Source organism: Janthinobacterium violaceinigrum, from assembly GCF_009208555.1.
Lineage (GTDB): Bacteria > Pseudomonadota > Gammaproteobacteria > Burkholderiales > Burkholderiaceae_D > Janthinobacterium > Janthinobacterium violaceinigrum.
Map to the genome: position 1 here is coordinate 74,172 of NZ_WFLI01000004.1, position 24,110 is coordinate 98,281.

At 63.8% G+C, this 24,110-nt stretch carries 22 protein-coding genes and 1 pseudogene; 7 read left to right on the plus strand and 16 right to left on the minus strand.

Annotated features, from left to right (window positions below):
* The 4 genes from GCN75_RS04655 to GCN75_RS04670 all read left to right on the plus strand — a co-directional run bounded on the left by GCN75_RS04655 (nucleotide 1) and on the right by GCN75_RS04670 (nucleotide 4,384).
* On the plus strand, nucleotides 1-687 hold the full coding sequence (locus GCN75_RS04655; RefSeq protein ID WP_152256710.1) for a response regulator: 687 nt from the start codon (nucleotides 1-3) through the stop codon (nucleotides 685-687).
* On the plus strand, nucleotides 684-2,072 hold the full coding sequence (locus GCN75_RS04660; protein WP_152281576.1) for an ATP-binding protein: 1,389 nt from the start codon (nucleotides 684-686) through the stop codon (nucleotides 2,070-2,072). Before GCN75_RS04655 ends, GCN75_RS04660 begins: the two co-directional genes overlap by 4 nt.
* 118 nt (nucleotides 2,073-2,190) lie before the next feature.
* Complete coding sequence (locus GCN75_RS04665) at nucleotides 2,191-3,786, plus strand: ATP-binding protein (RefSeq protein WP_152281577.1); 1,596 nt, start codon at nucleotides 2,191-2,193, stop codon at nucleotides 3,784-3,786.
* Nucleotides 3,773-4,384, plus strand: coding sequence for a response regulator transcription factor (locus tag GCN75_RS04670; RefSeq protein ID WP_152281578.1), 612 nt, complete (start codon nucleotides 3,773-3,775; stop codon nucleotides 4,382-4,384). The genes GCN75_RS04665 and GCN75_RS04670 overlap by 14 nt, the downstream gene beginning before the upstream one ends.
* Before the next feature lie 15 nt (nucleotides 4,385-4,399).
* Here the strand turns inward: GCN75_RS04670 and GCN75_RS04675 are convergent, their stop codons facing one another.
* The 4 genes and pseudogenes from GCN75_RS04675 to GCN75_RS04690 form a co-directional block, all read right to left on the minus strand.
* A complete protein-coding gene (locus GCN75_RS04675; RefSeq protein ID WP_152281579.1) occupies nucleotides 4,400-5,500 on the minus strand; it encodes a glycosyltransferase family 9 protein in 1,101 nt (366 codons plus the stop codon).
* 34 nt (nucleotides 5,501-5,534) lie between these two features.
* Entirely contained in the window at nucleotides 5,535-7,268 is a 1,734-nt protein-coding gene (gene msbA, locus GCN75_RS04680) for a lipid A export permease/ATP-binding protein MsbA (protein WP_152281580.1), read from the minus strand.
* A 58-nt stretch (nucleotides 7,269-7,326) separates the two neighbouring features.
* Nucleotides 7,327-8,538, minus strand: coding sequence for an O-antigen ligase family protein (locus tag GCN75_RS04685; protein WP_152281581.1), 1,212 nt, complete (start codon nucleotides 8,536-8,538; stop codon nucleotides 7,327-7,329).
* Nucleotides 8,539-8,793: 255 nt separating this feature from the next.
* A pseudogene (locus GCN75_RS04690) lies at nucleotides 8,794-10,032 on the minus strand (malic enzyme-like NAD(P)-binding protein); the annotation flags it as partial.
* A 207-nt stretch (nucleotides 10,033-10,239) separates the two neighbouring features.
* On the opposite strand from GCN75_RS04690, the gene GCN75_RS04695 reads away from it, so the two are divergent.
* Both GCN75_RS04695 and GCN75_RS04700 read left to right on the plus strand, forming a co-directional pair.
* Nucleotides 10,240-11,265, plus strand: coding sequence for a LacI family DNA-binding transcriptional regulator (locus GCN75_RS04695; protein WP_152281583.1), 1,026 nt, complete (start codon nucleotides 10,240-10,242; stop codon nucleotides 11,263-11,265).
* A 73-nt stretch (nucleotides 11,266-11,338) separates the two neighbouring features.
* Entirely contained in the window at nucleotides 11,339-11,878 is a 540-nt protein-coding gene (locus GCN75_RS04700; protein ID WP_152281584.1) for a hypothetical protein, read from the plus strand.
* Here GCN75_RS04700 and GCN75_RS04705 read toward each other — a convergent pair.
* The 11 genes from GCN75_RS04705 to GCN75_RS04755 all read right to left on the minus strand — a co-directional run bounded on the left by GCN75_RS04705 (nucleotide 11,854) and on the right by GCN75_RS04755 (nucleotide 21,315).
* Nucleotides 11,854-12,477, minus strand: a complete 624-nt coding sequence (locus GCN75_RS04705; RefSeq protein WP_152281585.1) for a LysE family translocator — start codon at nucleotides 12,475-12,477, stop codon at nucleotides 11,854-11,856. The genes GCN75_RS04700 and GCN75_RS04705 overlap by 25 nt on opposite strands.
* Nucleotides 12,478-12,560: 83 nt before the next feature.
* Nucleotides 12,561-13,340 carry a helix-turn-helix transcriptional regulator gene (locus GCN75_RS04710; protein ID WP_152281586.1) on the minus strand — a complete coding sequence of 260 codons (780 nt, stop codon included), beginning with the start codon at nucleotides 13,338-13,340 and terminating at the stop codon, nucleotides 12,561-12,563.
* 2 nt (nucleotides 13,341-13,342) lie between these two features.
* Nucleotides 13,343-14,806 carry a ribonuclease G gene (rng, locus tag GCN75_RS04715; RefSeq protein ID WP_092796031.1) on the minus strand — a complete coding sequence of 488 codons (1,464 nt, stop codon included), beginning with the start codon at nucleotides 14,804-14,806 and terminating at the stop codon, nucleotides 13,343-13,345.
* A gap of 43 nt (nucleotides 14,807-14,849) precedes the next feature.
* A complete protein-coding gene (locus GCN75_RS04720; protein WP_152281587.1) occupies nucleotides 14,850-15,470 on the minus strand; it encodes a Maf family protein in 621 nt (206 codons plus the stop codon).
* A 6-nt stretch (nucleotides 15,471-15,476) separates the two neighbouring features.
* The gene (gene rlmH / locus GCN75_RS04725; RefSeq protein WP_034747108.1) at nucleotides 15,477-15,947 is read right to left on the minus strand and encodes a 23S rRNA (pseudouridine(1915)-N(3))-methyltransferase RlmH; all 471 of its coding nucleotides are present in this window, start codon (nucleotides 15,945-15,947) and stop codon (nucleotides 15,477-15,479) included.
* Nucleotides 15,948-15,953: 6 nt separating this feature from the next.
* Nucleotides 15,954-16,643 carry a ribosome silencing factor gene (gene rsfS / locus GCN75_RS04730; RefSeq protein ID WP_152281588.1) on the minus strand — a complete coding sequence of 230 codons (690 nt, stop codon included), beginning with the start codon at nucleotides 16,641-16,643 and terminating at the stop codon, nucleotides 15,954-15,956.
* Nucleotides 16,644-17,330: a nicotinate (nicotinamide) nucleotide adenylyltransferase gene (nadD, locus tag GCN75_RS04735; RefSeq protein ID WP_405002785.1), complete on the minus strand. Its 687-nt coding sequence runs from the start codon at nucleotides 17,328-17,330 to the stop codon at nucleotides 16,644-16,646.
* Nucleotides 17,331-17,335: 5 nt separating this feature from the next.
* The gene (gene hemF, locus GCN75_RS04740) at nucleotides 17,336-18,250 is read right to left on the minus strand and encodes an oxygen-dependent coproporphyrinogen oxidase (RefSeq protein ID WP_152281590.1); all 915 of its coding nucleotides are present in this window, start codon (nucleotides 18,248-18,250) and stop codon (nucleotides 17,336-17,338) included.
* A gap of 90 nt (nucleotides 18,251-18,340) precedes the next feature.
* Nucleotides 18,341-19,138, minus strand: coding sequence for an SHOCT domain-containing protein (locus tag GCN75_RS04745; RefSeq protein WP_152281591.1), 798 nt, complete (start codon nucleotides 19,136-19,138; stop codon nucleotides 18,341-18,343).
* 124 nt (nucleotides 19,139-19,262) lie between these two features.
* Nucleotides 19,263-20,531, minus strand: coding sequence for a phosphoribosylamine--glycine ligase (gene purD / locus GCN75_RS04750; protein WP_152281592.1), 1,269 nt, complete (start codon nucleotides 20,529-20,531; stop codon nucleotides 19,263-19,265).
* Nucleotides 20,532-20,589: 58 nt separating this feature from the next.
* Nucleotides 20,590-21,315 carry a YebC/PmpR family DNA-binding transcriptional regulator gene (locus GCN75_RS04755; protein ID WP_152281593.1) on the minus strand — a complete coding sequence of 242 codons (726 nt, stop codon included), beginning with the start codon at nucleotides 21,313-21,315 and terminating at the stop codon, nucleotides 20,590-20,592.
* Nucleotides 21,316-21,500: 185 nt separating this feature from the next.
* On the opposite strand from GCN75_RS04755, the gene GCN75_RS04760 reads away from it, so the two are divergent.
* The gene (locus GCN75_RS04760; RefSeq protein ID WP_226941105.1) at nucleotides 21,501-23,369 is read left to right on the plus strand and encodes an alkaline phosphatase D family protein; all 1,869 of its coding nucleotides are present in this window, start codon (nucleotides 21,501-21,503) and stop codon (nucleotides 23,367-23,369) included.
* Here the strand turns inward: GCN75_RS04760 and scpB are convergent.
* Complete coding sequence (gene scpB, locus GCN75_RS04765; protein WP_131688802.1) at nucleotides 23,316-24,110, minus strand: SMC-Scp complex subunit ScpB; 795 nt, start codon at nucleotides 24,108-24,110, stop codon at nucleotides 23,316-23,318. The two genes, GCN75_RS04760 and scpB, sit on opposite strands and share 54 nt — an antisense overlap.

The window sequence follows — 24,110 nt, forward strand, 5'->3', positions numbered from 1 at the left end:
ATGAAGATACTGCTGATAGAAGACGATATGGACCTGGGCAATGGCGTGCGCATTGCCCTGCGCGACCAGGGCATGCAAGTGGTCTGGGTGCGCAGCCTCGAGGATGCGGCGCGCAGCATCGAGCACGACAGTTGCGAGCTGGTGCTGCTGGACCTGGGCTTGCCGGATGGCGATGGCCTCGATTTGCTGGCCCGGCTGCGCGCGGCCCGCTTGCCGGTGCTGATCCTCAGTGCCCGCGATACGCTGGAGCAGCGCTTGCGGGGCCTCGATGGCGGCGCCGATGATTACCTGGTGAAGCCGTTTGTGCTGGCCGAGCTGCTGTCGCGCGTGCGCGCCCTGGCGCGCCGCAGCTACGGCTTCGACGGCGACACCATCGAGTTGCGCGGCCTGCTGCTGCAGGTGCCCACGCGGCGGGTCAGCGTGCACGGCAGGCCGGTGGAACTGACGGCCAGCGAATACGCCCTGCTGAAGACTTTGCTGATGCGCGCCAACCGCGTCATCACGCGCCGCGTGCTGGAGGAACATATCCTGCCTGGCGGGCTGGCCAATGCCAGCAATACCCTGGATGTGCATATGGGCAACTTGCGCCGCAAGATAGGGGAAGGATATATCCGCACCGTGCGCGGCGTTGGCTATGTCATCGATCAGCAAGGCGACACCCCCGCACCGCCGGGCGCTGGCGCATGATGGGGCGTTTCTGGGCCATGCTGCGCCGGCCCACTCTGGTGCGCCGCCTGATGCTTGCGCAAATGCTGATGCTGACCGTGCTGTGGAGCCTGGCCGTGGCCTACGTGCTGTTCGAGGGCACGGGCGAAGCGAGCAACGTGACCCGCGGGGTCTTGCACGCCATTATCAGCGTGACGGACAACCTGGCTGATCAGCCCGTGCGCCAGGAGCAAAGCTTGCGCGCCATCGACGAAGCCTTGCGCGAAGAGTTTGAAATGGGGAAAGTGCCGGAACTGGCGCCGCGCATCCTGGTCTGGCGCGAGGGCAAGCTGGTCTACAAGTCGCCGAATGCGCCCAGCGGCATCCGCAGCGCCGGTCCGGAACAGATGGAAGTGGTGTACGTTAAGGGACAGGCCTGGCGCAGCCGCAGCCTGGTCGAAGGGGAGACGCGCGTGACGGTACTGGAAGTGGGCGGGGCCTGGCAGTTTTTCATCACGATCAACTCGCACGGCTATTACCTGCTGCCGCTGCTGATCAGCCTGCCATTCCTGCTGGTGCCGGCCTGGCTGTCGATCCGCCTTGCCATGCGTCCGTGGCGCAAGGTGGCGCAGGAGGTGGCGGCGCGCGGGCCGCAGGACTTGCGTCCGCTGACGTTCAAGCCGCCGCATGGCGAACTGGCGGCACTGGTCGACAATATCAATGCGCTGCTGCAGCGCGTCGACGCCAGTGCCGCGCGCGAGCGCAGTTTCATCGCCGATGCCACGCATGAGCTGCGCACGCCGCTGGCAGCCATGCGCGTGAATGTGGAAGCCTTGCAAGGCCAGGCGCATGACGCGCGCCAGCAAGAGTTGCTGGACGGTATCTTGAACAGCGGAAACCGGGCCGCACGCCTGGTGGGCCAGCTGCTGCAACTGACGCGCAGCGAAGTGCAGGCGGGCGCGGGCGAGCTGCCGCGGCGGCAGGCACTCGATACCTTGCTGCAAGATCGGCTGGCGGCCCTGTCCGGCCTGGCGCAGGCGGGCGATATCGAGCTCGAGCTGCAAGCCAGCGTTTCGCTCAGCGTGCCCGGACAGCGCGAGAGCCTCGTGTCGCTGATCGACAACCTGGTGGAAAACGCCATCAAGTACAGCCCGCGCGGCAGCAGCGTGACGGTGTCGCTGCATGCGGAGCGGGGCCAGGCCGTGCTGCATGTGGCCGACCAGGGGCCGGGCATCGCGCCAGAGCTGTATGCGCGCGTGTTCGACCGTTTTTTCCGTGCGCCGCAGCAGGCGCAGCCGGGCAGCGGCCTGGGCTTGTCCATCGTCGCTTCCGTCGTGCACCAGCATGGCGGCACGATTCAATTGCACAGAGGCAATGGCGGCCTGGGCTTGCTGGTGGAGGTGCGCCTGCCGCTGGCCGAGGCCTGACGCCGCCGGCGTGTCTTGCGATATTGCATGAAAATTATTTTATGTGCCTATAACGCAAGATGGCATGGCGTGGCGCACGCCTGCGATGCATAATGCGGGACAGTCCGAAAACACCGTTATGCGCCCATTCCTGTCCCGCTACCTGTCCTACCCCGCCTTTGTCGGCCTGTATCTGCTGTTTGACTGGGCGACATACATCGATCCGATGTATGGGTTGAACATTACCCCCTGGAATCCCGATCCCGCGCTGGGCCTCGTATTTTGGCTGATCCACGGCCGCAAGGCGGCGTTGCCGTGGTTTATCGCCTTGCTCGCCGGCGAAGTGCTGGTGCGCGGCATGCCGGCGGGCCTGCCCCTGACCCTGCTTTGTTCGGCGTGGCTGGTGCTCGGCTATGGCGGCATCGGCGTGGCCCTGCGCCGCAGTTTCAGCAGCAGCGATATCTTCGACAACCGGCGCCGCCTGGGGGCCTGGGTCGCCATCGTGCTGCTTGGCACGGCGCTCAATGCGCTCGGCTATATTTCATTGCTGTCGCTGACGGGGCGCATCCCGGCCGGCGAATGGGGGACGGCCGTATGGCGTTTCGGCATCGGCGACACGGTCGGCCTGCTCGTCTCGATGCCGCTGATCTGGGTGCTGTTCAGCGAGCGGGGGCGCGAGCGCCTGCACGCCGCCGTCTGGCGCTGGGAAACCCTCGCGTATCTGGCCCTGGCCAGCTTCGTGCTGTGGAGCGTCTTCGGCTCCATCGTGCGCTCCGAATACAAGCATTTCTATTTCCTGTTTCTCCCCGTGATCTGGGCCGCCTCGCGCCAGGGCTTGCATGGCGCCGTGCTGGCCGTGTTTGTATTGCAGTTATGCATCATTACTCTGGTGAAATGGACGCATGCCGTCGATATCCAGTTTTATGAATTGCAACTGCTCGATGCCGTGCTGGCGCTGGTGGGATTTTTTATCGGCATTGTCGTCGATGAAATGCGCCAGGTGGCTGATGAACTCAAGCACACGATGCGCCTGGCGGCGGCCGGCGAGATGGCCGCCGCGATCGCGCATGAGCTGAACCAGCCGCTGACGGCCTTGTCGACCTATGGCAAGGCGTGCGAATACCTGCTGGAACGGGGCGAGAGCGGCGCCTTGCTGCAGGGCGCCGTGGGACATATGATCGTGGAATCGGGGCGCGCCGCAGACGTGGTGCGCCGCCTGCGCGACTTTTTCCGCACGGGCGCGATGCAGCTCGAGGCGGTCGAGGCGAGCGCCTTGATCGAGGGCATGGCGCGCCAGTTCACGCCCCTGTTCCATGAACACGGCATCGAGCTGGTGCTGGCGCCGCCGTCGCCGCTGGCCGTCAATGCCGACCGCCTGCAGATCGAGCTGGTGCTGCGTAACTTGCTGGCCAATGCGCAGGATGCGGTGATGGGCCAGCCGCGCGGCCAGCGCCGCATCACGGTGTCGGCCGAGCGGCTCGAGGGCGGGCGGCTGCGCCTGTCCGTGGAAGATAGCGGCCCCGGCATTTCCAACAGCCTGGCGGCACGCCTGTTCGAACCGTTTGTCTCGACCAAGGCCAGCGGCCTGGGACTGGGGCTGGTACTCAGCCGCACCATCGTCGAGGCGCATGGCGGCCAGCTGTGGGCCGAAGTGGGCCAGCATGGTATTTTTCGGTTTATCCTGCCCCTGGCGCGTGCCAGTGCGGCCGCTACGGGAGAGTATGGTGACAAGTAATTTGACGGTGTTTATCGTGGATGACGATCCCGCCGTGCGCGATGCGCTGGGTTTGCTGTTGGGCATACGCGGCTATCGCACGGCCCTGTTCTCCTGCGGCGAGGATTTCCTGCAAGGGTGGCGGCCCGAGTGGGCCGGCTGTCTGCTGATCGATATCCGCATGTCGGGCATGGATGGCCTGAGCTTGCAGCGCCGCCTGCTGGAGCTGGAATGTATGTTGCCCATCATTATTATCACGGGGCATGGCGACGTCGCCCTGGCCCGCCAGGCCTTCAAGGCGCAGGCCAGCGATTTCCTGGAAAAGCCATTTGATCACGACAAGTTGCTGGCAGCCATCGATGAAGCGTTTTCGCGCGAGGCGCATGCGCGGGGGCTGCTGCAGCGCCAGGCGGAGGGGCAAGCCTTGCTGCGCGCGTTGACGCCGCGCGAGCGGGAAGTGATGCATCTGGTGGTGACGGGCCAGCACAACCGCGATATCGCCCCGGCGCTGGGCATTTCCGTGCGCACGGTGGAAGTGCACAAGGCGCGCCTGATGGACAAGCTGGGGGTCGATAATGTGGCCGACCTGGTGCGCATCAGCATGCTGGGCACCGGCTAGCCGTTGAGCAGTCGTCTACGCGATGGTCTTCAATACCTGATCGACTGAAATCGCCTTGACCCAGTCGCTGCGCCGCGCCACCGTGATGACGGTGCTGTTGGCACTGTCGAAGGGCGCCCATTCGGGATTCTTCTTGCGCATCAAGGCCACCACGGGCACATGCACGGCATTCGCCAGGTGCATGATCGATGTTTCCACCGAAATAATCAGGTCGCATTGCGCCAGCATGGCAGGCAGCTGGAAAAAGTTGTCGACGGCGCTGAAGGCTTGCGTGCGCGGCAAGTTGTGCGCCTGCACGACGGCATTCACCTTGGCCAGTTCCTGCGGCATGGCATTGATCAGGAAGCAGGCATGCTGCCATTTCGGCAGCGTCTGCATGCGTGCGATCAGCTCGGCAATGCGCTCCAGCGGCCAGCCGCGCTTGTGCGACTTGGCAAACGGGTTCAGCAGTACGAGCGGACCCTGGCGCGGGGCAAAGCCCCAGGCCGTCAACTGTTCCTGTGCCTGCTGCAACGCGGGCTGGGGAATGTGCACGAAGGGATAGCGTTCGGCCACGGGAATGTCGAGTCCCGTCAATTGATGGAACCAGTCGGCATACACGCTGCTGATATGGTGCTCGCCGGCATCCTGCCCCGCATACGACGCCAGGACGGCATCGATCTTGCGGTAGGCCAGGTAATGCCAGGGGCGTAGCGGGCTGAACGGCTTGCGCGTGCCGATCACCAGTCCGTTCGGACTGATTGCGCGGGCCAGGTCCGCGTACTGCTGCGGCCGTACGTGGGCCAGCGACACGACGACAGGATAGCGCTCCGCCTGTGCTTCGCGCAGTGACTCTTCGTAGAGGGCGGGGCTGTAGGTCTTGCGGTACACCTTGCTGAACAGGCCCGATTGCTCCACCCAGTCGTACAGCGAATAGGTGCGCAAGCCTTCCCATTGCCTGGCGTCGGACGTGCGGCGTACTTCATCGACCCACAGGTGGATCTGGATATGGGGGTAGGCCGCGGCAAAGGCGCGGAAACCGTTTTGCAGGTATGTAAAGTCTCCCAGCGCCAGATGGGCGATGAACAGAATTTTGTCCGACTTTTGTAGAAGTTCGGCGGGAATCAAAGGCGTCATGTATCAGTACGATTTCAGGTATTCATTCGATGGGTCAAGCCACTTGCTGGGAAAATTGCAGGCGATGCAGATTGGCATACGCACCGTTGGCATCCAATAATTGCTGGTGACTGCCGGTTTCCATTATTTTCCCATGTGACAATACCACGATACGGTCCGCACGTTCAATTGTTGATAGCCTATGAGCAATAACTAAGGTCGTTTTACCTTGCATTAAGTGTTCCAGTGCCGCTTGCACGGCCCGTTCCGCCTCCGTATCCAGTGCCGAGGTGGCTTCATCGAGGATCAGGATGGGCGCATCCTTGTAGATCGCGCGGGCGATGGCCACGCGCTGGCGCTGGCCGCCGGACAGGCGCGAGCCGTTGTCGCCCAGGCGCGTCTCCAGGCCGTCGGGCAAGCCGTCGATGACGTCCGACAGGAAGGCCGCCGCTGCCGCCGCCTCGACGCGCTGCCGGTCCGGGGCCGCGTCGCCATACGCGATATTGGCGGCCAGGGTATCGTCGAACAACACCACCTGCTGGCTGACCATGGCGATCTGGCTGCGCAGGCTGGTCAGGGCGATGGCATCGATATTCTGTCCATCGAGCAGGATTTCACCGCTGCTGGCCGAGTAAAAACCGGGCAGCAGGCTGACCAGCGTCGATTTGCCGCCGCCGGACATGCCGACAAAGGCCACCGTTTGCCCGGGAGCGATGCTCAGGTCGATGTGCCGCAGGGCCAGTTCCTGGTGTCCGGGGTAGGCAAAGCTCACGTCCCGGAATTCGATGCGACCGCTGCAGCGGCCAGCCAAGGGCATGCCGCCCGTGCGTTCCGGTGTCTTGTCGATCAGCTGGAAGACTTCCTCGGCGGCGGCCATGCCGCGCTGCAGGGGGCCGTTGACTTCGGCCAGCTGCTTCAGGGGCGTGAGCAGCATCAGCATGGCCGTGATGAAGGAAACAAAGCCGCCGACCGTGATCTGGCCCTGCTCCGACTGGAACAGGGCCATCACGATGACCAGGGCCACGGCGGCGGCCGTGATCACCTGCGTGATGGGCACGGTGGCGGAAAAGGTCGTCGTCATGCGCATGCTGTAGCGGCGCAATTGTTCCGCGCGCTCTTCGAAACGCGATTTTTCGTAGTCCTGGCCGCCGAAGATCTTGATCACTTGCTGGGCACGCGTGGTTTCCTCGATGACCTGGGTCAGTTCGGCATTGACGGCCAGCGAGTCGCGGTTGAGCTTTTTCAGGCGCTTGCCCGTGGTGCGCACGACGATGGTCAGCAGGGGCAACAGCACCAGGGTGACGAGGGTCAGCACCCAGTTCAGGTACAGCAGCCATGCCAGCAGGCCCAGCACGGTCAGCGAGGAGCGCACGATCGAGGTAAACACCTTGGTCACCATTTCGATGATCTGCTGCACTTCGAACATGATGGAATTGATGACTTTGCCCACCGTGTGCGTGTTGTAGAAGTCGATGGGCAAGTTGAGCATGCTGGCAAACATGCGGCGCCGCAATTCGTTGAGGATGCGCGTAGAGACATAGCTCATCAGGTAGCTGCTGGCAAACGTCGACGCGCCGCGCATGGCAAAGATGCCGATGACGATCAGCGGCACCAGCCAGAAGGAAAAACTCACCTTGCCGCCAAAACCATTATCGAGAAGCAACTTGAGCGCATACGGCAGCAGCGGTTCCGTGGCCGCCGTGACGACCATCGCCAGCAGGGCCAGGGCCAGGTGTTTCTTGTAGGGCGCGTGCAGCGCGGTGAGGCGCTTCAGGTCGGGCGTGAGCATCGGTATGGTTCCTTGCAGGGGACAGCAGACAGCAAAAACGGTCGGGCGGAAAACGAGCTCAGGCAGTACGCTCTTGCTGGCGCAACAGCGCCCACAATATCACCATGGGGAAGACCAGCATGATGATGCCGATATTCAGGGTAAGCGAGCTCGTCGTCAGTCCAAAAACAGGATAGCAGGTACACAATATTACGCCGGCGAGGGCATATGGCCGTGCACTTGGCAGGCTGTGGCGCAGAGCATACCCAAACAGGGTGAGCGGAACAATAAATAGTGCCAGCAAGGCCAGTAGGCCGAGGAGGCCGCGCTTGACCAAGGCGTCGAGATAGTCATTGTGGGCGTTGGTATAGGCGCTGATAGAGGTACTCATCTTTCCTTCGGCCACGAGCTCTTGCTTTTGTGCGAGATAGCCTGTGCGCCCCATACCCAGCCAGAGATTCTGCTTGGACATATCCAGCGCGGTATGCCACATCTCCAGTCGTTGCCCCACAGATGTCGCCGCATCGCCGGTGCTTTCGAATTTTTCCAGTTCAGAAACTGCAATGATCGCGCGCTGGTAGACAAGCGAGCTTGGCATTGCATAGGCCGCTGCGATTATTGCAAGCAACAAGGTAAACATGGCGATCCGGTAGCGTTTTCCATGCTGTTTGGCGTGATGTACCGCGATAATCACGAGACAGATAGGCAGCACCACCCAACCGCCCCGGCTGCTGCTGATGACGGAGCCAAAAACGCCGGCCAGGCCGCCCGCAAGCAATAGGCATGTCCAGGCGGTCGAGTGCCGTTGCTCACGGGCCCAGCCGAGTCCTGACAACGCCAGCATGCCAAATAGCATGCTGGCGTTCCCGTAATGGATAGGATTGCTGGTCGCCGCTTGTGGGCGTGTGGCGTTGGTGGCGAGAAACTGCGAGAAGGCCAGCGCAGCGCCAGTTGTGGCACCGATTGCCAATCCACTCCACCATGCAGCAGGCCGCGGCGGATAGGCAATCAGCAGCAGCAGGACCGGCACGGCCAGCAGTGCCCGCAATGGCATGTCGAGTTCGCGTGCCGGATCGCCGTGGTACAGCATATTGGCAGTAAAGATGAAGAAGTACAGCAGCAGGGTGCCGAGCATCAGATAATCGCGGCGTTGCAGGTTCAGACGGGGACGTTTCCATAGCAGCCAGCTGCTGGCCAGCAAGAGAACCAGCGCGCCAAGGGAGTATCCGCTGGTGACAGCCAGTGCCAATGCCGAAAAGAGAAAAACACAAACAGAGGTCAGGCCGAGCATGAATATCCTTGGTAACGCACGTCGTCGCCGTTATGGCAACTGTAGCAACATAAAGTAGGCGTCATTGTAATCGAAGGTGGCTGCAAAAACGCCCGCGGGAGAATTTGTTCTTCGATAACTGTATAGGCGCTCTCAAGGGGGGAGAATGCAAAAAACCATGGTTTTCAGCCATGGTTTTTTTGTAAGCAATGGTAACTTGCCGTTAAATGGACGAGGCCCGCAAGCCTGTCAGGCGGATCAGGCGTTTGCCGGCACGCGGGTGGCGACGCCGGTGGCGATGGCCGCTTGCGACACGGCAGGGGCGACCCAGCTACGCAGGCGCTCGTCGAACGGCGACGGAATCAGTTGCAGCGGCGTCAGCGCGCTGCTCTCGTGACCCGGCAACGGTTCCTTGGCCAGTGCGGCGATGGCGCGCACGCAGGCCAGCTTCATCTCTTCGTTGATGGTGGTGGCGCCCACGTCGAGCGCGCCGCGGAAGATGTACGGGAAGCACAGCACGTTATTGATCTGGTTCGGGTAGTCGGAACGGCCCGTGGCCACGATGGCGTCGTCGCGCACGGCATGCACTTTCTCGGGAGCGATTTCCGGATGCGGATTGGCCAGGGCGAAGATCAAGGGCTTGGCGGCCATCGATTCGACCATCTGCGCGCTGACCACGCCGCCCTTCGAGACGCCGATGAAGATGTCGGCGCCGACCATGGCGTCGGCCAGGTCGCGGTCGCTGGTGTCATTCGCGTAGCGCGCCTTGTTCTCCTCCATGTTGGCGTCGCGGCCCGGGTAGATCACGCCCTGGCTGTCGCATACTTTCAGCAGCGACTTGTTCAGGCCCAGCGAGACGAGCAGGTCCAGGCAGGCGATCGAGGCCGCGCCGGCGCCCGAGACGGCCACCTTGACGTTGCCGATGTCCTTGCCCACCAGTTCCAGGCCGTTCAGGATGCCGGCCGCGACGATGATGGCCGTGCCGTGCTGGTCGTCGTGGAAGACGGGAATGTTCATGCGCTTGCGCAATTGCTGTTCGATATAGAAGCAGTCGGGCGCCTTGATGTCTTCCAGGTTGATGCCGCCGAAGGTCGGCTCCATACGCACCACGGTGTCGATGAACAGGTCGGGATCGTTCTCGGCCAGTTCGATGTCGAACACGTCGACGTCGGCAAATTGCTTGAACAGGCAAGCCTTGCCTTCCATCACCGGCTTGCTGGCCAGCGGACCGATATCGCCCAGGCCCAGCACGGCAGTGCCATTGGTGATCACGGCCACCAGGTTGCTGCGCGAGGTGTAGGTGCCGGCCGTGCGCGGATCTTCCACGATGGCTTCGCAGGCAAAGGCCACGCCCGGCGAATACGCCAGGGTCAGGGCGCGGGCGTCGCCCAGCGGTTTGGTTGGCGTGACGGAAATCTTGCCTGCGCGGGGTTCCGCGTGATAGGCGAGGGCGGCTTCTTTCAGGTTGAAGGTTTCGCCGTTCTGGTCGGCGTGCTTGCTGTGGGAAGTAGACATAGGAATTCTGGGAAGGGCCGATAGAGCCCGAGTGGTAAGTCTGAGCCATGTTATGCAAGCGTTTGCACGCTGTCAAGGCTCGTTTGTGGCGAAGTCGATCAAAACCGCTTTGGGTAACGGCTTTATTTCAATGCAAGCGTTTGCTCGGTTTTTGACGGAAGGGGGAATTTTTGCGATAAAATCACTGTATTGCGATCCGGGAAGCCCATGACAAACAAGAACCCCACCTTAAGCGACGTTGCGCGGGCCAGCGGTGTGCACTTTTCCACCGTCTCGCGCGTGATGAACCCGGAAACGCGGCAGATGGTCAGCGCCGAGGTGGCTGCGCGCGTGCTGGCCGAAGCGGGCCGGCTCGGCTACCGGCCGAACCGCGCCGCCTCCACCCTGGTCACGCGCAAGTCGCGCATCATCGGCGTGGTCTTGCCCGACATTACCAATGCCGTGTTCCCGCCGATTTTGCTGGGCATCGAGGAAGGCTTGCGCAAGCATGGCTACCTGGCCATCGTCGCCAATGTGGGCGCCGACGAGGAAGAGCAGCTGTTCGTCATCAACCGGCTGCTGGGGCAGCAGGTCGACGGCCTGATCCTGGCCACGGCGCGCCGCCACGATCCCGTCATCAAGATGTGCATCGACCAGAATGTGCCCGTCGTCACCGTCAACCGCAGCGACGAGACGGGCATCGCTTCCTGCGTGGTCAGCGACGACGTGGTGGGCATGCGCCTGGCCGTGGAACACTTGCTGGCGCTGGGGCACCGCCATATCGCCCACATCGCGGGGCCGGAAAACCTGTCCACGGGCCACGTGCGCCGCCTGGGCTTCCTGGCCGCCATCCAGGCCAGCGAACTCGATCCGTCGCAGGCCTTCGTCTTCGAGAGCAGCGGCTATTCGCGCGAATGCGGCAAGGCCGCCCTGCTGGAACTGCTGCGCCAGTCGCCGCAGACGACGGCCGTGGTGACGGGCAGCGACCTGGTGGCCCTCGGCTGCTACGACGCCATCCGCGAACTGGGCTTGAGCTGCCCCGAAGATATTTCCGTCGTGGGCCACAACGACATGCCGTACATGGACATGATCCGCCCGCCCCTGACCACCATCCGCATCCGCCACCACGGCATCGGCACGGAAGCGGCCCGGCTGATCCTGCAGACCATCGACTCGCCCGATTCCTCTGTGCTCGACGTGCGCCTGAAACCGGAGCTGGTGGTGCGCGAATCGACGGCCGCTCCCCGGGGCTGATGCAACGCCGGTGGCCGCGCCGCTGCAAGGTGGTACACTGGCGCCCCTCAACGTATTTTGCCCCTCCATCGCCATGACCAAAACCAACACGCCTTCCCCCAAACGCCGCGAAGAGGGCGTCGCCAAGCTGACCGTCAATCCTTTCCTCGATGCCGAGTTTTACGCGCGCATGCGCGACTACACGGAGCGCGATGCGGCCATCATCAAGGAATTGAAGGCGATCGCCGAGATCCGCGCCGGCAACAAGCAGCCCGACCCGCGCCTGGCGCCGTCGTTGCAGGCATTGCGCGATACCGTCAAGAAGGGCCTGACGTTTGGCGAAATGCTGGACCGCATTGCGGCCGGCAAGGAAAAAGGCCTGTGGGAACCGTGGATGACGACTTTCGGCATCGAGATCCGCGCCGTCAACTACGGCGCCGGCCCGCGCAACGCCTGCCTGGTGCTGGACCTGGCCGCCAATGCCCCTGCGCACGCCATGTTCGCCAAGGCCGGCATCCAGAACTGGCGCAGCCTGGCGGCAGACGACTGCTCCGTCGTGCGCTCGGAAAAGGCCACCGAAACGTCGCCCTTGAAAGTGTATGCCGTGTTTTACCTGGATCCGCTGCCAGCCTGAACCAGCAGCAGCACCGCCAGTCCCACCAGCATCACGCCCGATAGCCGTTCCAGCGACGGCAGCGCACGCGCAAAGCGCTGGCGCAGGGCGGCGCTGCCAATCGCCAGCGCCACCGCCATATCCCACGCCAGCACGGCAAAGACCATCCACGCGCCATACGCCGCCATCGTGCCGGGACCCGTCTGCCGGCCGGCCAGCACGGTGGCCAGGCTGACATAGAACAACGCATTCTTCGGATTCAGGATGGCAGAGACAAAACCCATCACCAGGCCGCCGCGCCAGTGCGCCTTGCCCGCGGCGGGCCGTGCATCCAGGCGGCTCTTGCCTGCATGGCGCAGGAACAGCCAGCCCAGGTAAAACAGATAGGCGCAGCCGGCCAGCTGCACCACAAGAAATGCTTTACTGCCCGCCTGCAGCACGGACAAGCCGCCAAACGCCGCCGCGATAAATACGCCATTGGCCAGCGCAATGCCGATGCACGCGCCCGTGGCGCCGCGCCAGCCATGGGCCAGGGAGCTGCGGGCAACGAGGAAAAAATCGGGACCGGGAGACAGCAAGGCCAGGAAATGGGCACCGGCGATAAGTAGAAAGTCCTGCATGGCCAGGCGGCTCCGGCAACGATGGAGCGGCCAGTATGGCGATGGGCCGACGGCGCGTATTGAAGAAAATTGCGCGCTCCGGCCTAGCTGCGGTAGCGTCCCGGCGTGATGCCCGCATGGGCCTTGAAGACGCGCTGGAAATGGCTCTGGTCGGCAAAGCCCAGCTCATGGGCCAGCTGTGCGAGGGCCGTGCCTGCCTGCAGGCTGCCGCGCGCGCGGTTGATGCTGGCATTGAGCTGGTATGCATGCGGCGTCATGCCGGTGGCGGCGCGAAAGGCGCGGATCAGCTGATAGCGGCTCAGGCCCGCCGACTGCGCCAGTTGCGCCAGGCTGGCCAGCGGCTGCGCGTCCAGCGTGTCCAGCACGGGCGCCAGCCGTTGCGGCAGCGGCTGGCGCGCCGAAGGCAGCACGTCTGCGCTGGCGCAGGCGCAATCGGCCAGAAACGCCAGCAGGGCAACATCCTTGTCGTGCGCACTGCCTGCAGAAAACAGCAACGCGTTCATCGCGCAGAACTGCGCATACAGCAGCGGACAATCGAGTACGCGCGCCGTCCCGCCATCGAGCGCCGGCGCGTGCACGCGCAGCCACTGCGCATCGAGATGCAGCATCTGGTAGCTCCAGCCAATGCCGGGCAGGGGATTGCACGCATGGACGCAGCCGGCCGGCACCAGCACCAGGCTGCCGGCACGCAGCGCGCTCTGGCGGCCATGGCTGCCCGTGAAGACGCTGCCGCCCGCATCGACGGCACCGATGGAAAACGTGGGATGGCTATGGGGCTTGTAGCAAGCCCGGCTGTGACAGGCGCGCCGGCTTTCCACGTGGGGCAGAAGCGGGTCGCGCCAGAAGGCGGTGTCGCCGGGCATGGCTACATCAGGATCACGTCGTACTGCTCCTGGTGGTAGGCGTTCTCCACCTGCAGCGAGATTTTCTTGCCGATGAAGTCGCCCAGCATGGCCAGGTGCTGCGATTCCTCCTCCAGGAACAGGTCGACCACTTCCTGCGAGGCGAGGATGCGGAATTCGCGCGGGTTGAACTGCTTTGCTTCGCGCAGCAGTTCGCGCAGGATTTCATAGCAGATCGTGCGCGAGGTCTTGACCTGGCCCTTGCCGGCGCAGGCAGGGCACGGTTCGCACAGGATGTGGGCCAGCGATTCGCGCGTGCGCTTGCGCGTCATTTCCACCAGGCCCAGCGGCGAGAAATTGCTCACCGAGACCTTGGTGCGGTCGCGCGACAGGGTGCGTTTCAGCTCGGCCAGCACGGCATTGCGGTGCTCGGCGTTGTCCATGTCGATGAAGTCGAGGATGATGATGCCGCCCAGGTTGCGCAGGCGCAGCTGGCGCGCGATGGCGTGCGCCGCTTCCAGGTTGGTCTTGAAGATGGTGTCGGCAAAATTGCGTCCGCCTACGAAACCGCCCGTGTTGACGTCGATGGTGGTCATCGCTTCCGTCTGGTCGACGATCAGGTAGCCGCCCGATTTCAGGTCGACCCGGCGGCCCAGCGCACGCAGGATCTCTTCTTCCACGCCGTACAGGTCGAACAGGGGGCGCTCGCCGGTGTAGTGCTGCAGACGCGTCAGTTCGCTGGGCGTGTAGATTTCCGCGAATTCGCGCAATTTCACGTAGTTTTCGCGCGAATCGACCTGGATGGTGGCCGTTTCATCGCCGACAAAGTCGCGCAGCACGCGCTGGGCCAGGCTCAAGTCCTGGTGCAGCAGGCTGGTGGCGGGCCGCGTGCGCGCGCCATGGGTGATGGTGCTCCACGTCTTGCGCAGGTAGTCGACGTCCGCCTTCAGGTCCGCGTCGGATGCATCTTCGGCCATCGTGCGCACGATGTAGCCGCCTTTTTCGTCGGGCGGCAGCAGGCTTTGCAGGCGCGTGCGCAGCAGTTCGCGCTCCGCTTCCTTTTCGATTTTCTGCGAGATGCCGATGTGCTTGTCCTGCGGCAGGTACACCAGCATGCGTCCGGCGATGGAAATCTGCGTCGACAGGCGCGCGCCCTTGGTGCCGATCGGGTCCTTGATCACCTGTACCGTCAGCACCTGGCCGTCAAACAGGATCTTTTCGATGGGGGCGGGCGTGGCGTTCTGGCCATCGTGGCCGCGCGCTTCCCAGATGTCGGCCACGTGCAGGAAGGCGGCCCGTTCCAGGCCGATGTCGATGAAGGCCGACTGCATGCCCGGCAATACCCGCACCACTTTGCCGGAATACACATTGCCGGCCAGGCCGCGCGTGAGCGTGCGCTCGATGTGCAATTCCTGCACGGCGCCCTGCAGGATGAGGGCGACGCGCGTTTCTTGCGGCGTGATATTGATCAGGATGTCTTCGTTCATGGAGGCGCGGGAGTGGAGGCAACGAATGACATCATACCCGGGATCAGGGCAGGGGCAAACCTGCTTGCCTCAGCAACTGTGCGGTTTCGTACAGGGGCAGGCCCATGATGCCGGAATGGCTGCCTTCGATGTGCTCGACGAACAGCGCGGCGCTGCCCTGGATGCCATAGGCGCCGGCCTTGTCGTACGGTTCCGGCGTGGCGCAGTACGCGGCGATGGAGGCGGGCGAGAGCACGCCGAAGCGCACCTGCGAGATCTGCGTGCGCTGCTCGGCGAAGTCCTTGTAGTGCACGGCGATCGAGGTCAGCACCTGGTGAGTGCGGCCCGACAGCTGCTGCAGCATGGCCACGGCCTCGGCGCGGTCGGCCGGCTTGCCGAGGATGACGCCGTCGATGGTGACGGTGGTGTCGGCCGCCAGCACGGGGCGCGGCGTCAGGTGGCGGCGGCGCACCAGGTCCCAGGCGAAGGCGGCTTTTTCGTTTGCCACGCGGGCCACATAGTCGAGCGCCGACTCGCCATCGAGGACTTCCTCGGTGACGTCGGCGCCGCGCGGACCGTCGCTGCGCAGCAGCAGCAATTCGAAATCGATGCCGATCTGGCGCAGCAGTTCGCGCCGGCGCGGGCTTTTGGAGGCGAGATAGATCTTGTTATCGGCCGGTTTCATGGGAATTCAGACGCGGTGGTAGGGGTGGTTTTGCGTGATCGACCAGGCGCGGTACAGCTGCTCGGCGAGGATCACGCGCACCACGCCGTGCGGCAGGGTCATGCTGGAAATGCGCAGCATGCCTTCGGCACGCGCCTTGAGTTGCGGATCGAGGCCGTCGGCGCCGCCGATCAAAAAGGCGGTGTCGCGGCCATCCTGCTGCCACGCCATCAACTGCTGCGACAGGCCGACGCTGGTCAGGTCCTTGCCGCGTTCGTCGAGGGCGATGATGCGCACGCCCTTGGGCAGGACGGCTTCGATGCGTTCGCGTTCCAGCGCCATCGCCGTGGCGGCGGTCTTGCTGCCGGAACGCTCCACCGGCTTGATTTCTTTCAGCACGATGCGCAATTCCGGCGGCATGCGCTTCGCGTATTCCGCGAAGCCCGTCTCTATCCAGGCCGGCATTTTATGGCCGACCGCAGCGATGATGAGCTGCATCGAGGCTTACGCTTCGACTTTTTTGATACGCTTGATCACGGTTTTTGCCGGTGCAGCATCGGCTGCCGGCTTGGCCGCGCGTGGGGCGCGTACTTTTTTCTCCGGCAGCGCTTTCAGCGCTTTCACTGCAGCCGCTTCGGTCTTGGTAGGCGCGACTTTCACGGTCTTGCCGACGGCTTTGGAAACGGTGGCTTTCTTTGCCGGGGCTTTCTTGGCGGCGGTGGCTGCCGTAGCTTTCTTGGCCGGTGTCTTTTTCTCGATCACGGGCGTCGCTTCCACATTGGCCTTGCTTGCTGCCAGATGGCCGCTGACCTTTTTCGGCTCGTCGCCGGCAGCTTTTTTCGGCGCGCGCTTGGCGGCACCCAGCTTGACCGGGGTATCGCCCCAGATTTCTTCCAGGCGGTAGTAGGCGCGGATAGGCGCTTGCATGATGTGGACGATCATGTCGCCCAGATCGACCAGCACCCATTCACCGGTGTCCTCGCCTTCCATGCCGATGATGTCGCCGCCGGCGTCCTTGACCTTGTTGCGTACCGAGGCGGCCAGCGCCTTGGTTTGACGGTTCGAGGTACCGGAGACGATCGCGATGCGGTCGAACAGGCTGGTCAGGTGGCTCGTTTCGAAGACAGCGATGTCTTGGCCTTTGACGTCTTCAAGGGCGTCAACGACGAGGGTTTGCAGTTTTTTGATGTCCATTTAGCTTTTGTATAAATTATGTTGTTCAATATAGTCTAGCACTAGCGGGGAAACAAGCGGGTTTGCCCGATTCCCCCGTTGTAATGCCGCACGTATTTCGGTGGCGGAGATATCCACCGCGAAGTCCTGTGCCAGATAAGTCAGACCGTGCGGCGTGTTGCGGATGCTTTCCAGTGACCCCAGGCGGCGCGAAAATTCTTCGGCGACCACTTGCGGCACTGCGGTGTCATTCAGCGCGAAGCCGGGGCGGGCCGCGACGCAGATATGCGCGTATTCAAATAATTGCTGCCATTCGCGCCATGTCGCGAGCCGCTGCAGCTGGTCGGCGCCCATCAGGAAAACGATGGAAGCGCGCGTTCCCAGTTCGGCGCGTACCTGGCGCAAGGTATCGATGGTGTAGCTGGCCTGGCCATGTTCGCTGCGCTCGATTTCCTGGCGGTCGATCATCACGGGCAGCGGCAGGCCGGCAAAGGCCAGGCCGGCCATTTCGGCGCGCTGCTGGCCGGTGGCGCCCAGATTGCCTTTTTGCCAGGGCGCGCCCGCCGGAATCACGCGCAGCTCGTCGGCGTGCAGCAGGCTGGAAAAATGCGTGCCCAGTGCGACGTGCCCCATGTGAACCGGATCGTAGCTGCCGCCGAGCAGCGCCACGCATGGGTTACTGCGCGCCGTGCCCGCCGTCGTGCTTATTGCGGTCACGCCTGCAGCCAGTCGCGATGCACGAGGAAGTCAGTATACAACGCCGCTTCGGGACTGCCCGCTTCCGGGTGCCAGTCGTAGCGCCACTTGACCACGGGCGGCATCGACATCAGGATCGCCTCGGTGCGTCCGCCCGACTGCAGGCCGAACAGGGTACCGCGGTCGAATACCAGGTTGAACTCGACATAGCGTCCGCGCCGGTAGCACTGGAAATCGCGTTCGCGCTCGCCGTAGGGCGTATCCTTGCGGCGCGCCAGGATCGGCACATATGCGTCGATGAAGGCGTCGCCGGCGCTGCGCAGCATCGCAAAGCTGTCGTCAAAGCCCAGGGCATTGAAGTCGTCGAAGAAGATGCCGCCGGCGCCGCGCGCTTCGCGCCGGTGCTTCAGGTAGAAATAATCGTCGCACCACTGCTTGAACTTCGGATGCAGCTCTTCGCCAAACGGCGCCAGCGCATCATGGCACACCTGGTGAAAGTGCTTCACGTCGCCCGCGTCGCCATAATACGGCGTCAGGTCCATGCCGCCGCCGAACCACCATATGGGTTCGCCATCGGCATTGACAGTGCTGAAAAACCGCACGTTCATGTGCACCGTGGGCGCATACGGGTTACGCGGATGCAGTACCAGCGACACGCCCATCGCTTCCCACGCCTTGCCGCCCAGTTCAGGGCGCGCGGCCGCTGCCGATGGCGGCAGTGCGGCGCCGGTGACGTGCGAAAAATTCACGCCGCCACGTTCGAACACATTGCCTTCCTCGATCAGCCGCGAAATGCCGCCGCCGCCCTCGGGGCGCTGCCAGGCATCGGTCAGGAAGGGCTTGCCGTCCTGCGCTTCGAGCGCCTGCACGATACGGCTTTGCAGATCGAGCAAATAAGCCTTGACGGCCGAAGGAGAGGGGTTTGACGACATCGCGTGGGCCGACGAGGCCGAAATAAAAAAGTAAGGACGGATTGTACCCTGTTACGCGTTTTTGTGATAGGGCGGCGCTTGCGCTGTGGTTCAGGGGGGCGGCGCAGCGCCGTCCTGCACCACCGTGATGGACAGGTCCGCGCTGGCGCCTGGCACGCGCGCACTTTCCACGGCTTGCGCGGCGCGCTGCTGCAAGTCGCTCCGTTCGACGGCTTGCCCTTCGATGCCAGTCGCGCGGGACGCGGCCGCCCGTCCGCCGACGATGGCGCGGCCGGCAAAGGCCAGCACCAGCAGCATCAGCGCGGCCAGCACCCAGGTGGCGGGACGCGCATAGGCGGGCCTGTCCTGGCGCGCCTGGCGCGCGGCGCCTTCCACGATGATGCGCGCCAGCTCGCTGCCATGCTGGCGCGTGCGCTGGCGCAGCGTCTCGAATTGCTGCGCCGTCAAGGTGCCTTGCCTGAGCATGTCGCGCAGGGCGGCAATGGGCGAGGCCAGCATGCGGTCCCCGGGCAGGCTGGCGTGGGCGGCGTCGCGCTGCCACTGGTCGATCAGGTTTTCATCGTACAGGGTATCGACGGCCAGGCGGTTGACCTGTTTTAGCGCGGCGGCGGCCAGCTGCTGGCGCTCCTGCAGGGCTGCGCCGTCATGCTGGCGCGGCAGCTCGCGCACCCGCTGCAGGAAGGCGTCCTGCGGCAGCAGGTCCGTGCGCAGCAGCCAGGCCAGCGTGTCGGCCAGGCCCGCGCCGGCGGCTAGCCGCGGCATGTCGAAGTCGTCTTCGTCGGGCAGGGCGAGGATGTCCAGCTCGTCCATCGCCTCGTCGAATTCCTGGGCCGTGATCAGGCCGCGTTGGCGCAGTCCGGCCAGGCTGGGGTGGGATGGAAGTGTCATGCTGTGCCAATTTGCCAGGAAAGCAAAATGTTAGCGCAAAGCCCGTTTTCCTGGCGCCCGAAAAACAACAGGGCCGGGACGGAGAAGCTCCGCGCCGGCCCTGCCGTGTGCCGCAAAGGGCTGATCAGTGCTTCAGGCCGCGCCAGCCGATGTCGCGGCGGTACTGCGCGCCGTCGAAATGGATTTTTTCCACGGTTTCATATGCCTGCTTCTGCGCCATCTTGATGCTGTCGCCCAGGCCCACCACGCACAGCACGCGCCCGCCGTTGGTGACCAGGCGCTCGCCCTCGATGCGGGTGCCCGCATGGAAGGTGACGGCGTCCGCGGTTTCAGCCGGGATATCGCCGATCGGCGTGCCCTTGACGGGATCGTCCGGGTAGCCGGCAGCGGCCATGACGACGCCGACGGCCGTGCGGCGGTCCCATTCCAGTTCCACGGCGTCGAGCGTGCCGTTGACGGCGTGTTCCATGACGGTGACCAGGTCGGTCTTCAGGCGCGCCATGATGGGCTGCGTTTCCGGGTCGCCCATGCGGCAGTTGAATTCCAGGGTCTTCGGCGTGCCCTTGTCGTCGATCATCAGGCCCGCATACAGGAAGCCCGTAAACGTGATGCCATCCTTGGCCATGCCCTGGATGGTCGGCACGATGATCTCGCGCATGACGCGCGCATGCATGGCCGGCGTGACGATGGGTGCGGGCGAATACGCGCCCATGCCGCCCGTGTTCGGGCCCTGGTCGTGGTCCTTCAGGCGTTTGTGGTCCTGGCTGGTGGCCAGCGGCAGGATGTTCTTGCCGTCGCACATGACGATGAAGCTCGCTTCTTCGCCGGCGAGGAATTCCTCGATGACGATGCGCGCGCCGGCGTCGCCGAACTGGTTATCGGACAGCATCATGTCGACCGCTTGGTGCGCTTCTTCCAGGGTCATGGCCACGACCACGCCCTTGCCGGCGGCCAGGCCGTCGGCCTTGATGACGATGGGCGCGCCCATGGCATCGACATAGGCGTGCGCGGGAGCGACGTCGGAAAACGTCTGGTAGGCGGCCGTGGGGATGCCGTGGCGCTGCATGAAGGCCTTGGCGAAGTCCTTCGACGACTCCAGCTGCGCCGCTTCTTTCGTGGGGCCGAAGATTTTCAGGCCGCGCGAGCGGAACAGGTTGACGATGCCGCTTGCTAACGGCACTTCCGGGCCGACGACGGTCAGGCCGATGTGTTCCTGCTGAACGAAGTCGGCCAGCAATTGCGGGTCGCTGATGTCGAGATTGACCAGGCGCGCATCGCGCGCGGTGCCGCCATTGCCCGGCGCGACATACACCATCTGTATGCGTTCGGACTGGGCCAGTTTCCAGGCCAGGGCGTGTTCGCGGCCGCCAGAGCCGACTACCAGAATTTTCATAAGGACCGTTCGTTCAGTGTGGGTTGCAGGGCGGCAGTGCCGCCCTTGAGGTTGTTGCTTAGTTTTCGATCAGGGCGTTGGTGAAGACTTCCTGCACGTCGTCCAGCAGTTCCAGCGCGTCGATCAGCTTTTGCATCTTGATGGCGTCGTCGCCCGCGTACACGGTTTCCGTCGCCGGTTTCATGATGACTTCGGCCACTTCGGCCTTGAAGCCGGCCGCTTCCAGCGCTTCCTTGACGGCGGCGAAATCGTGCACGGGAGTCAGCACTTCGAAGCCGCCTTCCTCGTCGGCGATGACGTCTTCGGCGCCCGCTTCCAGGGCTGCTTCCATCAGCTTGTCTTCATCCGTGCCCGGCGCGAACAGCAGCTGGCCGCAGTGCTGGAACATGAAGGCGACGGAGCCTTCGTTGCCCATGTTGCCGCCATTCTTGTTGAAGGCGTTGCGCACTTCGGCCACCGTGCGCACGCGGTTGTCCGTCATGCATTCGACGATGACGGCTGCGCCGCCCACGCCGTAGCCTTCGTAGCGCACTTCTTCGTAGTTGGCGCCATCGACGCCGCCGCTGCCGCGGTTGATCGCGCGCTGGACGTTGTCTTTAGGCATGTTCGCATCGGCCGCCTTGTCGACTGCCAGGCGCAGGCGCGGATTGGCCGCGATATCGGCGCCGCCCATGCGGGCCGCAACCGTGATTTCCTTGATCAGGCGCGTCCAGATTTTGCCGCGCTTGGCATCGGTGGCAGCCTTTTTATGCTTGATATTGGCCCATTTGCTATGTCCTGCCATGTCGAATCTTCCTTAGACGGGTGTTCAATTGTGGCCGACATTTTAGCATATTGCCCCCCTGCGAAGCGGCATGGCTCCGTCATCAAGCCGACACATTTTGTTGTTAAAGTGACGCGCTTTCATGTTATGCATCATCCCACCACTCCAATAATCAAGATTAAGGGCGCGACATCATGGCAAGTCAAATGGATAGACGGCAATTTCTGAAATTGGGCGGTTTTATCACCGTCTCTGTCGCCACCGTCGGCCTCGCCGCCTGCGGCAGCACCGATTACAGCGATCCTGGCGTGCCCCTGGCCAGCGGCAGCGACTGGAAATTCCCGCAAAGCGTGGCCTCGGGCGATCCGCGCGCCGACAGCGCCATGCTGTGGACGCGCGTCGTGCCCGCCAGTTTCGATGCCGTCGCGCCCGCCGTGGCCGGCAAGTCGGACGTGGCCGTGCGCCTGATCGTCAGCGTGGCGGACAATACGGCCGCGCTGGGCAGCAACACGGCCCTGGCCGGCACGCCGATCGTCGATGCGAAATTGCCGCTGAAAGCCGATTTCGACAACACCCTGCGCCACAAGGTCACGGGCCTGCAGCCGGGCCAGGTGTATTTTTACCAGTTCATCGCCGGCGACGTGCGCTCGAACGTGGGCCGCTTCAAGACGGCGCCTGCCGCCACGGCCGACGTGAGCCAGCTGCAGTTTGCCTACCTGACGTGCCAGGACTGGAGCATCAACCACTGGGGCGCGCTGTCGCACATCGCCGCCAACGAATCGCTGGATTTCATCGTCCACCTGGGCGACTACATCTATGAAACGGTGGGCGAGGCGTTCCAGAGCGGCGCCGTGGAAGGCCGCCACGACCAGCTGAAATTGCCCGATGGCACGTACAAGAGCGGCAACGCGGGCGCGAAATATGCGACCACGGTGGCCGACTACCGCTACCTGTACAAGAAATACCGCACCGATACGCGCCTGCAGGCCGTGCACGAGCGCTTCGCCTTCATCGCCATCTGGGACGACCACGAGTTCACGGACGACGCCTGGCAGGATGCCTCCACCTACGAGGGCATCGTGGCGGCGGACGGCAGCGACCTGCATCAGCCCAACCGCCGCCGCAGCGCCAACCAGGCCTGGTTCGAATACATGCCGGCCGACGTCACGTTCGACGCCGCCGCGACGACCTTCCAGAATATCCAGATCTACCGCGATTTCCAGTTCGGCAAGCTGATGCAGCTGGTGATGACGGACGAGCGCCTGTACCGCGCCGACCATGCGATCGCCGAGTCGACCATCAACCCGGCCACGGGCAAGCCGCTGGGCAGCATCGGCAGCCGCTACCTGGTGCCGCAGGCGCTGTTCGACAGCGTGGAAGGGCAGAAAATGGCGGCCGCCACCAAGGCCGGCGCCGACCCGCTGGCTGCCGTCGGCATGCTGGGCAGCACGCAGCGCGATTGGTGGAAGGGCAAGATGAAGGCCGCCACGTCCACCTGGAAGCTGTGGGGCAATGAAGTGTCGTTGCTGCGCATGGGCCTGAATGGTACGGATGCGATCGCCACCTTGCTGGCCCTGAGCGCCATGTCGAACGTGGGCCAGGCCATCGCCACGACCCTGCCGCTGGTGGGCGGCAGCGTGCCGCTGGCGTCCGCCATCGTGGCCGCTTCGACGGCGGGCGCGTCGTCAGGCGTGGCGCAGGCCGCCGCCATGGCCATTGCCGGCGCGGCGACTGCCTCGGCAGCGGCTTCCGCAGCGTCGGCCACGGCTTTCAGGGCCGGCTTGGCGCGGGTTTTCTTGGCCGCTGGCGCAGCTTCAGCGGCATCGCCAGCAGCGGCGACAGGCGCGTCGGCGGCCACGTCGGCTTTCGTGCGGCGCTTCGGCTTGGCAGCGACGGTGTCGCCGGCAGCGGCGGCAGCAGTTGCAGCAACGGCGTCAGCTTCGATCTGGGCCTTGGTGCGGCGCTTGGGCTTGGCAACGACGGCTTCGTCGCTGGCGGTTACTGTCTCGGGTGTGTTCGGATTATTCATTCTTCGTTTCTTGGCTGTGCTGACCTGGCGCAGCGTCAACCGTTAGTTCTGGCGCAGGGTCGTGAGTGTAGGCTTCGTCCGTGGGCGAAGCATCGGGGCCGGCATCAAGGCTTGCTGTCACATCTACATCTGTCACAGCCGTATTGCTACCTGCACCAAGCTGGTGGGCAAGCTCATTGCTTGCTTTATCAAAATTTTCCTGCAGGGCCGCTTCCAGGGCTTCGAGCCCATTGCCCTGCATCTCGCTGATTTGCTGCAAAGGCGGCAGCTGGGACAGCGAATGCAAACCCAGGTCATCCAAAAACTGCTTGGTGGTGGCCAGCAAGGCCGGCCGTCCCACCACGTCGCGGTAGCCGATGGCATCGACCCAGCCACGGTCTTCCAGCATCTTGATCGTCTGCGAATTGACGGCAACGCCGCGAATCTCTTCGATATCGCCGCGCGTCACCGGCTGGCGGTAGGCGATGATGGCCAGGGTTTCCAGGGTCGCCCGCGAATACTTGGGCGGCCGCTCGGGCGTCATGCGGTCGAGATACATCTTCATTTCCGGGCGGCTTTGAAAGCGCCAGCCCGAGGCCAGACTGACGATCTCGATGCCGCGCCCTTCCCACTCTTGCCGCAACTCTTCCAGCAATTGCTTGATCGTGTCGGCACCGACGCCGACACCACGCACGCGACCATTCTCGTCCGCATCGACGAACAGCTTTTTCAGGCTGTGGATCGTCAGCGATTCACGAGCGCACAGCAACGCGGTTTCGAGGACTTTTTTAGCCTCAATTGTATTCAT

Bases quoted from the DNA above. Each gene is read 5' to 3' on its own strand.
- GCN75_RS04655 (WP_152256710.1), top strand. From the start codon at position 1: ATGAAGATACTGCTGATAGAAGACGATATGGACCTGGGCAATGGCGTG.
- GCN75_RS04660 (WP_152281576.1), top strand. From the start codon at position 684: ATGATGGGGCGTTTCTGGGCCATGCTGCGCCGGCCCACTCTGGTGCGC.
- GCN75_RS04665 (WP_152281577.1), top strand. From the start codon at position 2,191: ATGCGCCCATTCCTGTCCCGCTACCTGTCCTACCCCGCCTTTGTCGGC.
- GCN75_RS04670 (WP_152281578.1), top strand. From the start codon at position 3,773: ATGGTGACAAGTAATTTGACGGTGTTTATCGTGGATGACGATCCCGCC.
- GCN75_RS04675 (WP_152281579.1), bottom strand. From the start codon at position 5,500: ATGACGCCTTTGATTCCCGCCGAACTTCTACAAAAGTCGGACAAAATT.
- msbA (WP_152281580.1), bottom strand. From the start codon at position 7,268: ATGCTCACGCCCGACCTGAAGCGCCTCACCGCGCTGCACGCGCCCTAC.
- GCN75_RS04685 (WP_152281581.1), bottom strand. From the start codon at position 8,538: ATGCTCGGCCTGACCTCTGTTTGTGTTTTTCTCTTTTCGGCATTGGCA.
- GCN75_RS04695 (WP_152281583.1), top strand. From the start codon at position 10,240: ATGACAAACAAGAACCCCACCTTAAGCGACGTTGCGCGGGCCAGCGGT.
- GCN75_RS04700 (WP_152281584.1), top strand. From the start codon at position 11,339: ATGACCAAAACCAACACGCCTTCCCCCAAACGCCGCGAAGAGGGCGTC.
- GCN75_RS04705 (WP_152281585.1), bottom strand. From the start codon at position 12,477: ATGCAGGACTTTCTACTTATCGCCGGTGCCCATTTCCTGGCCTTGCTG.
- GCN75_RS04710 (WP_152281586.1), bottom strand. From the start codon at position 13,340: ATGCCCGGCGACACCGCCTTCTGGCGCGACCCGCTTCTGCCCCACGTG.
- rng (WP_092796031.1), bottom strand. From the start codon at position 14,806: ATGAACGAAGACATCCTGATCAATATCACGCCGCAAGAAACGCGCGTC.
- GCN75_RS04720 (WP_152281587.1), bottom strand. From the start codon at position 15,470: ATGAAACCGGCCGATAACAAGATCTATCTCGCCTCCAAAAGCCCGCGC.
- rlmH (WP_034747108.1), bottom strand. From the start codon at position 15,947: ATGCAGCTCATCATCGCTGCGGTCGGCCATAAAATGCCGGCCTGGATA.
- rsfS (WP_152281588.1), bottom strand. From the start codon at position 16,643: ATGGACATCAAAAAACTGCAAACCCTCGTCGTTGACGCCCTTGAAGAC.
- hemF (WP_152281590.1), bottom strand. From the start codon at position 18,250: ATGTCGTCAAACCCCTCTCCTTCGGCCGTCAAGGCTTATTTGCTCGAT.
- GCN75_RS04745 (WP_152281591.1), bottom strand. From the start codon at position 19,138: ATGACACTTCCATCCCACCCCAGCCTGGCCGGACTGCGCCAACGCGGC.
- purD (WP_152281592.1), bottom strand. From the start codon at position 20,531: ATGAAAATTCTGGTAGTCGGCTCTGGCGGCCGCGAACACGCCCTGGCC.
- GCN75_RS04755 (WP_152281593.1), bottom strand. From the start codon at position 21,315: ATGGCAGGACATAGCAAATGGGCCAATATCAAGCATAAAAAGGCTGCC.
- GCN75_RS04760 (WP_226941105.1), top strand. From the start codon at position 21,501: ATGGATAGACGGCAATTTCTGAAATTGGGCGGTTTTATCACCGTCTCT.
- scpB (WP_131688802.1), bottom strand. From the start codon at position 24,110: ATGAATACAATTGAGGCTAAAAAAGTCCTCGAAACCGCGTTGCTGTGC.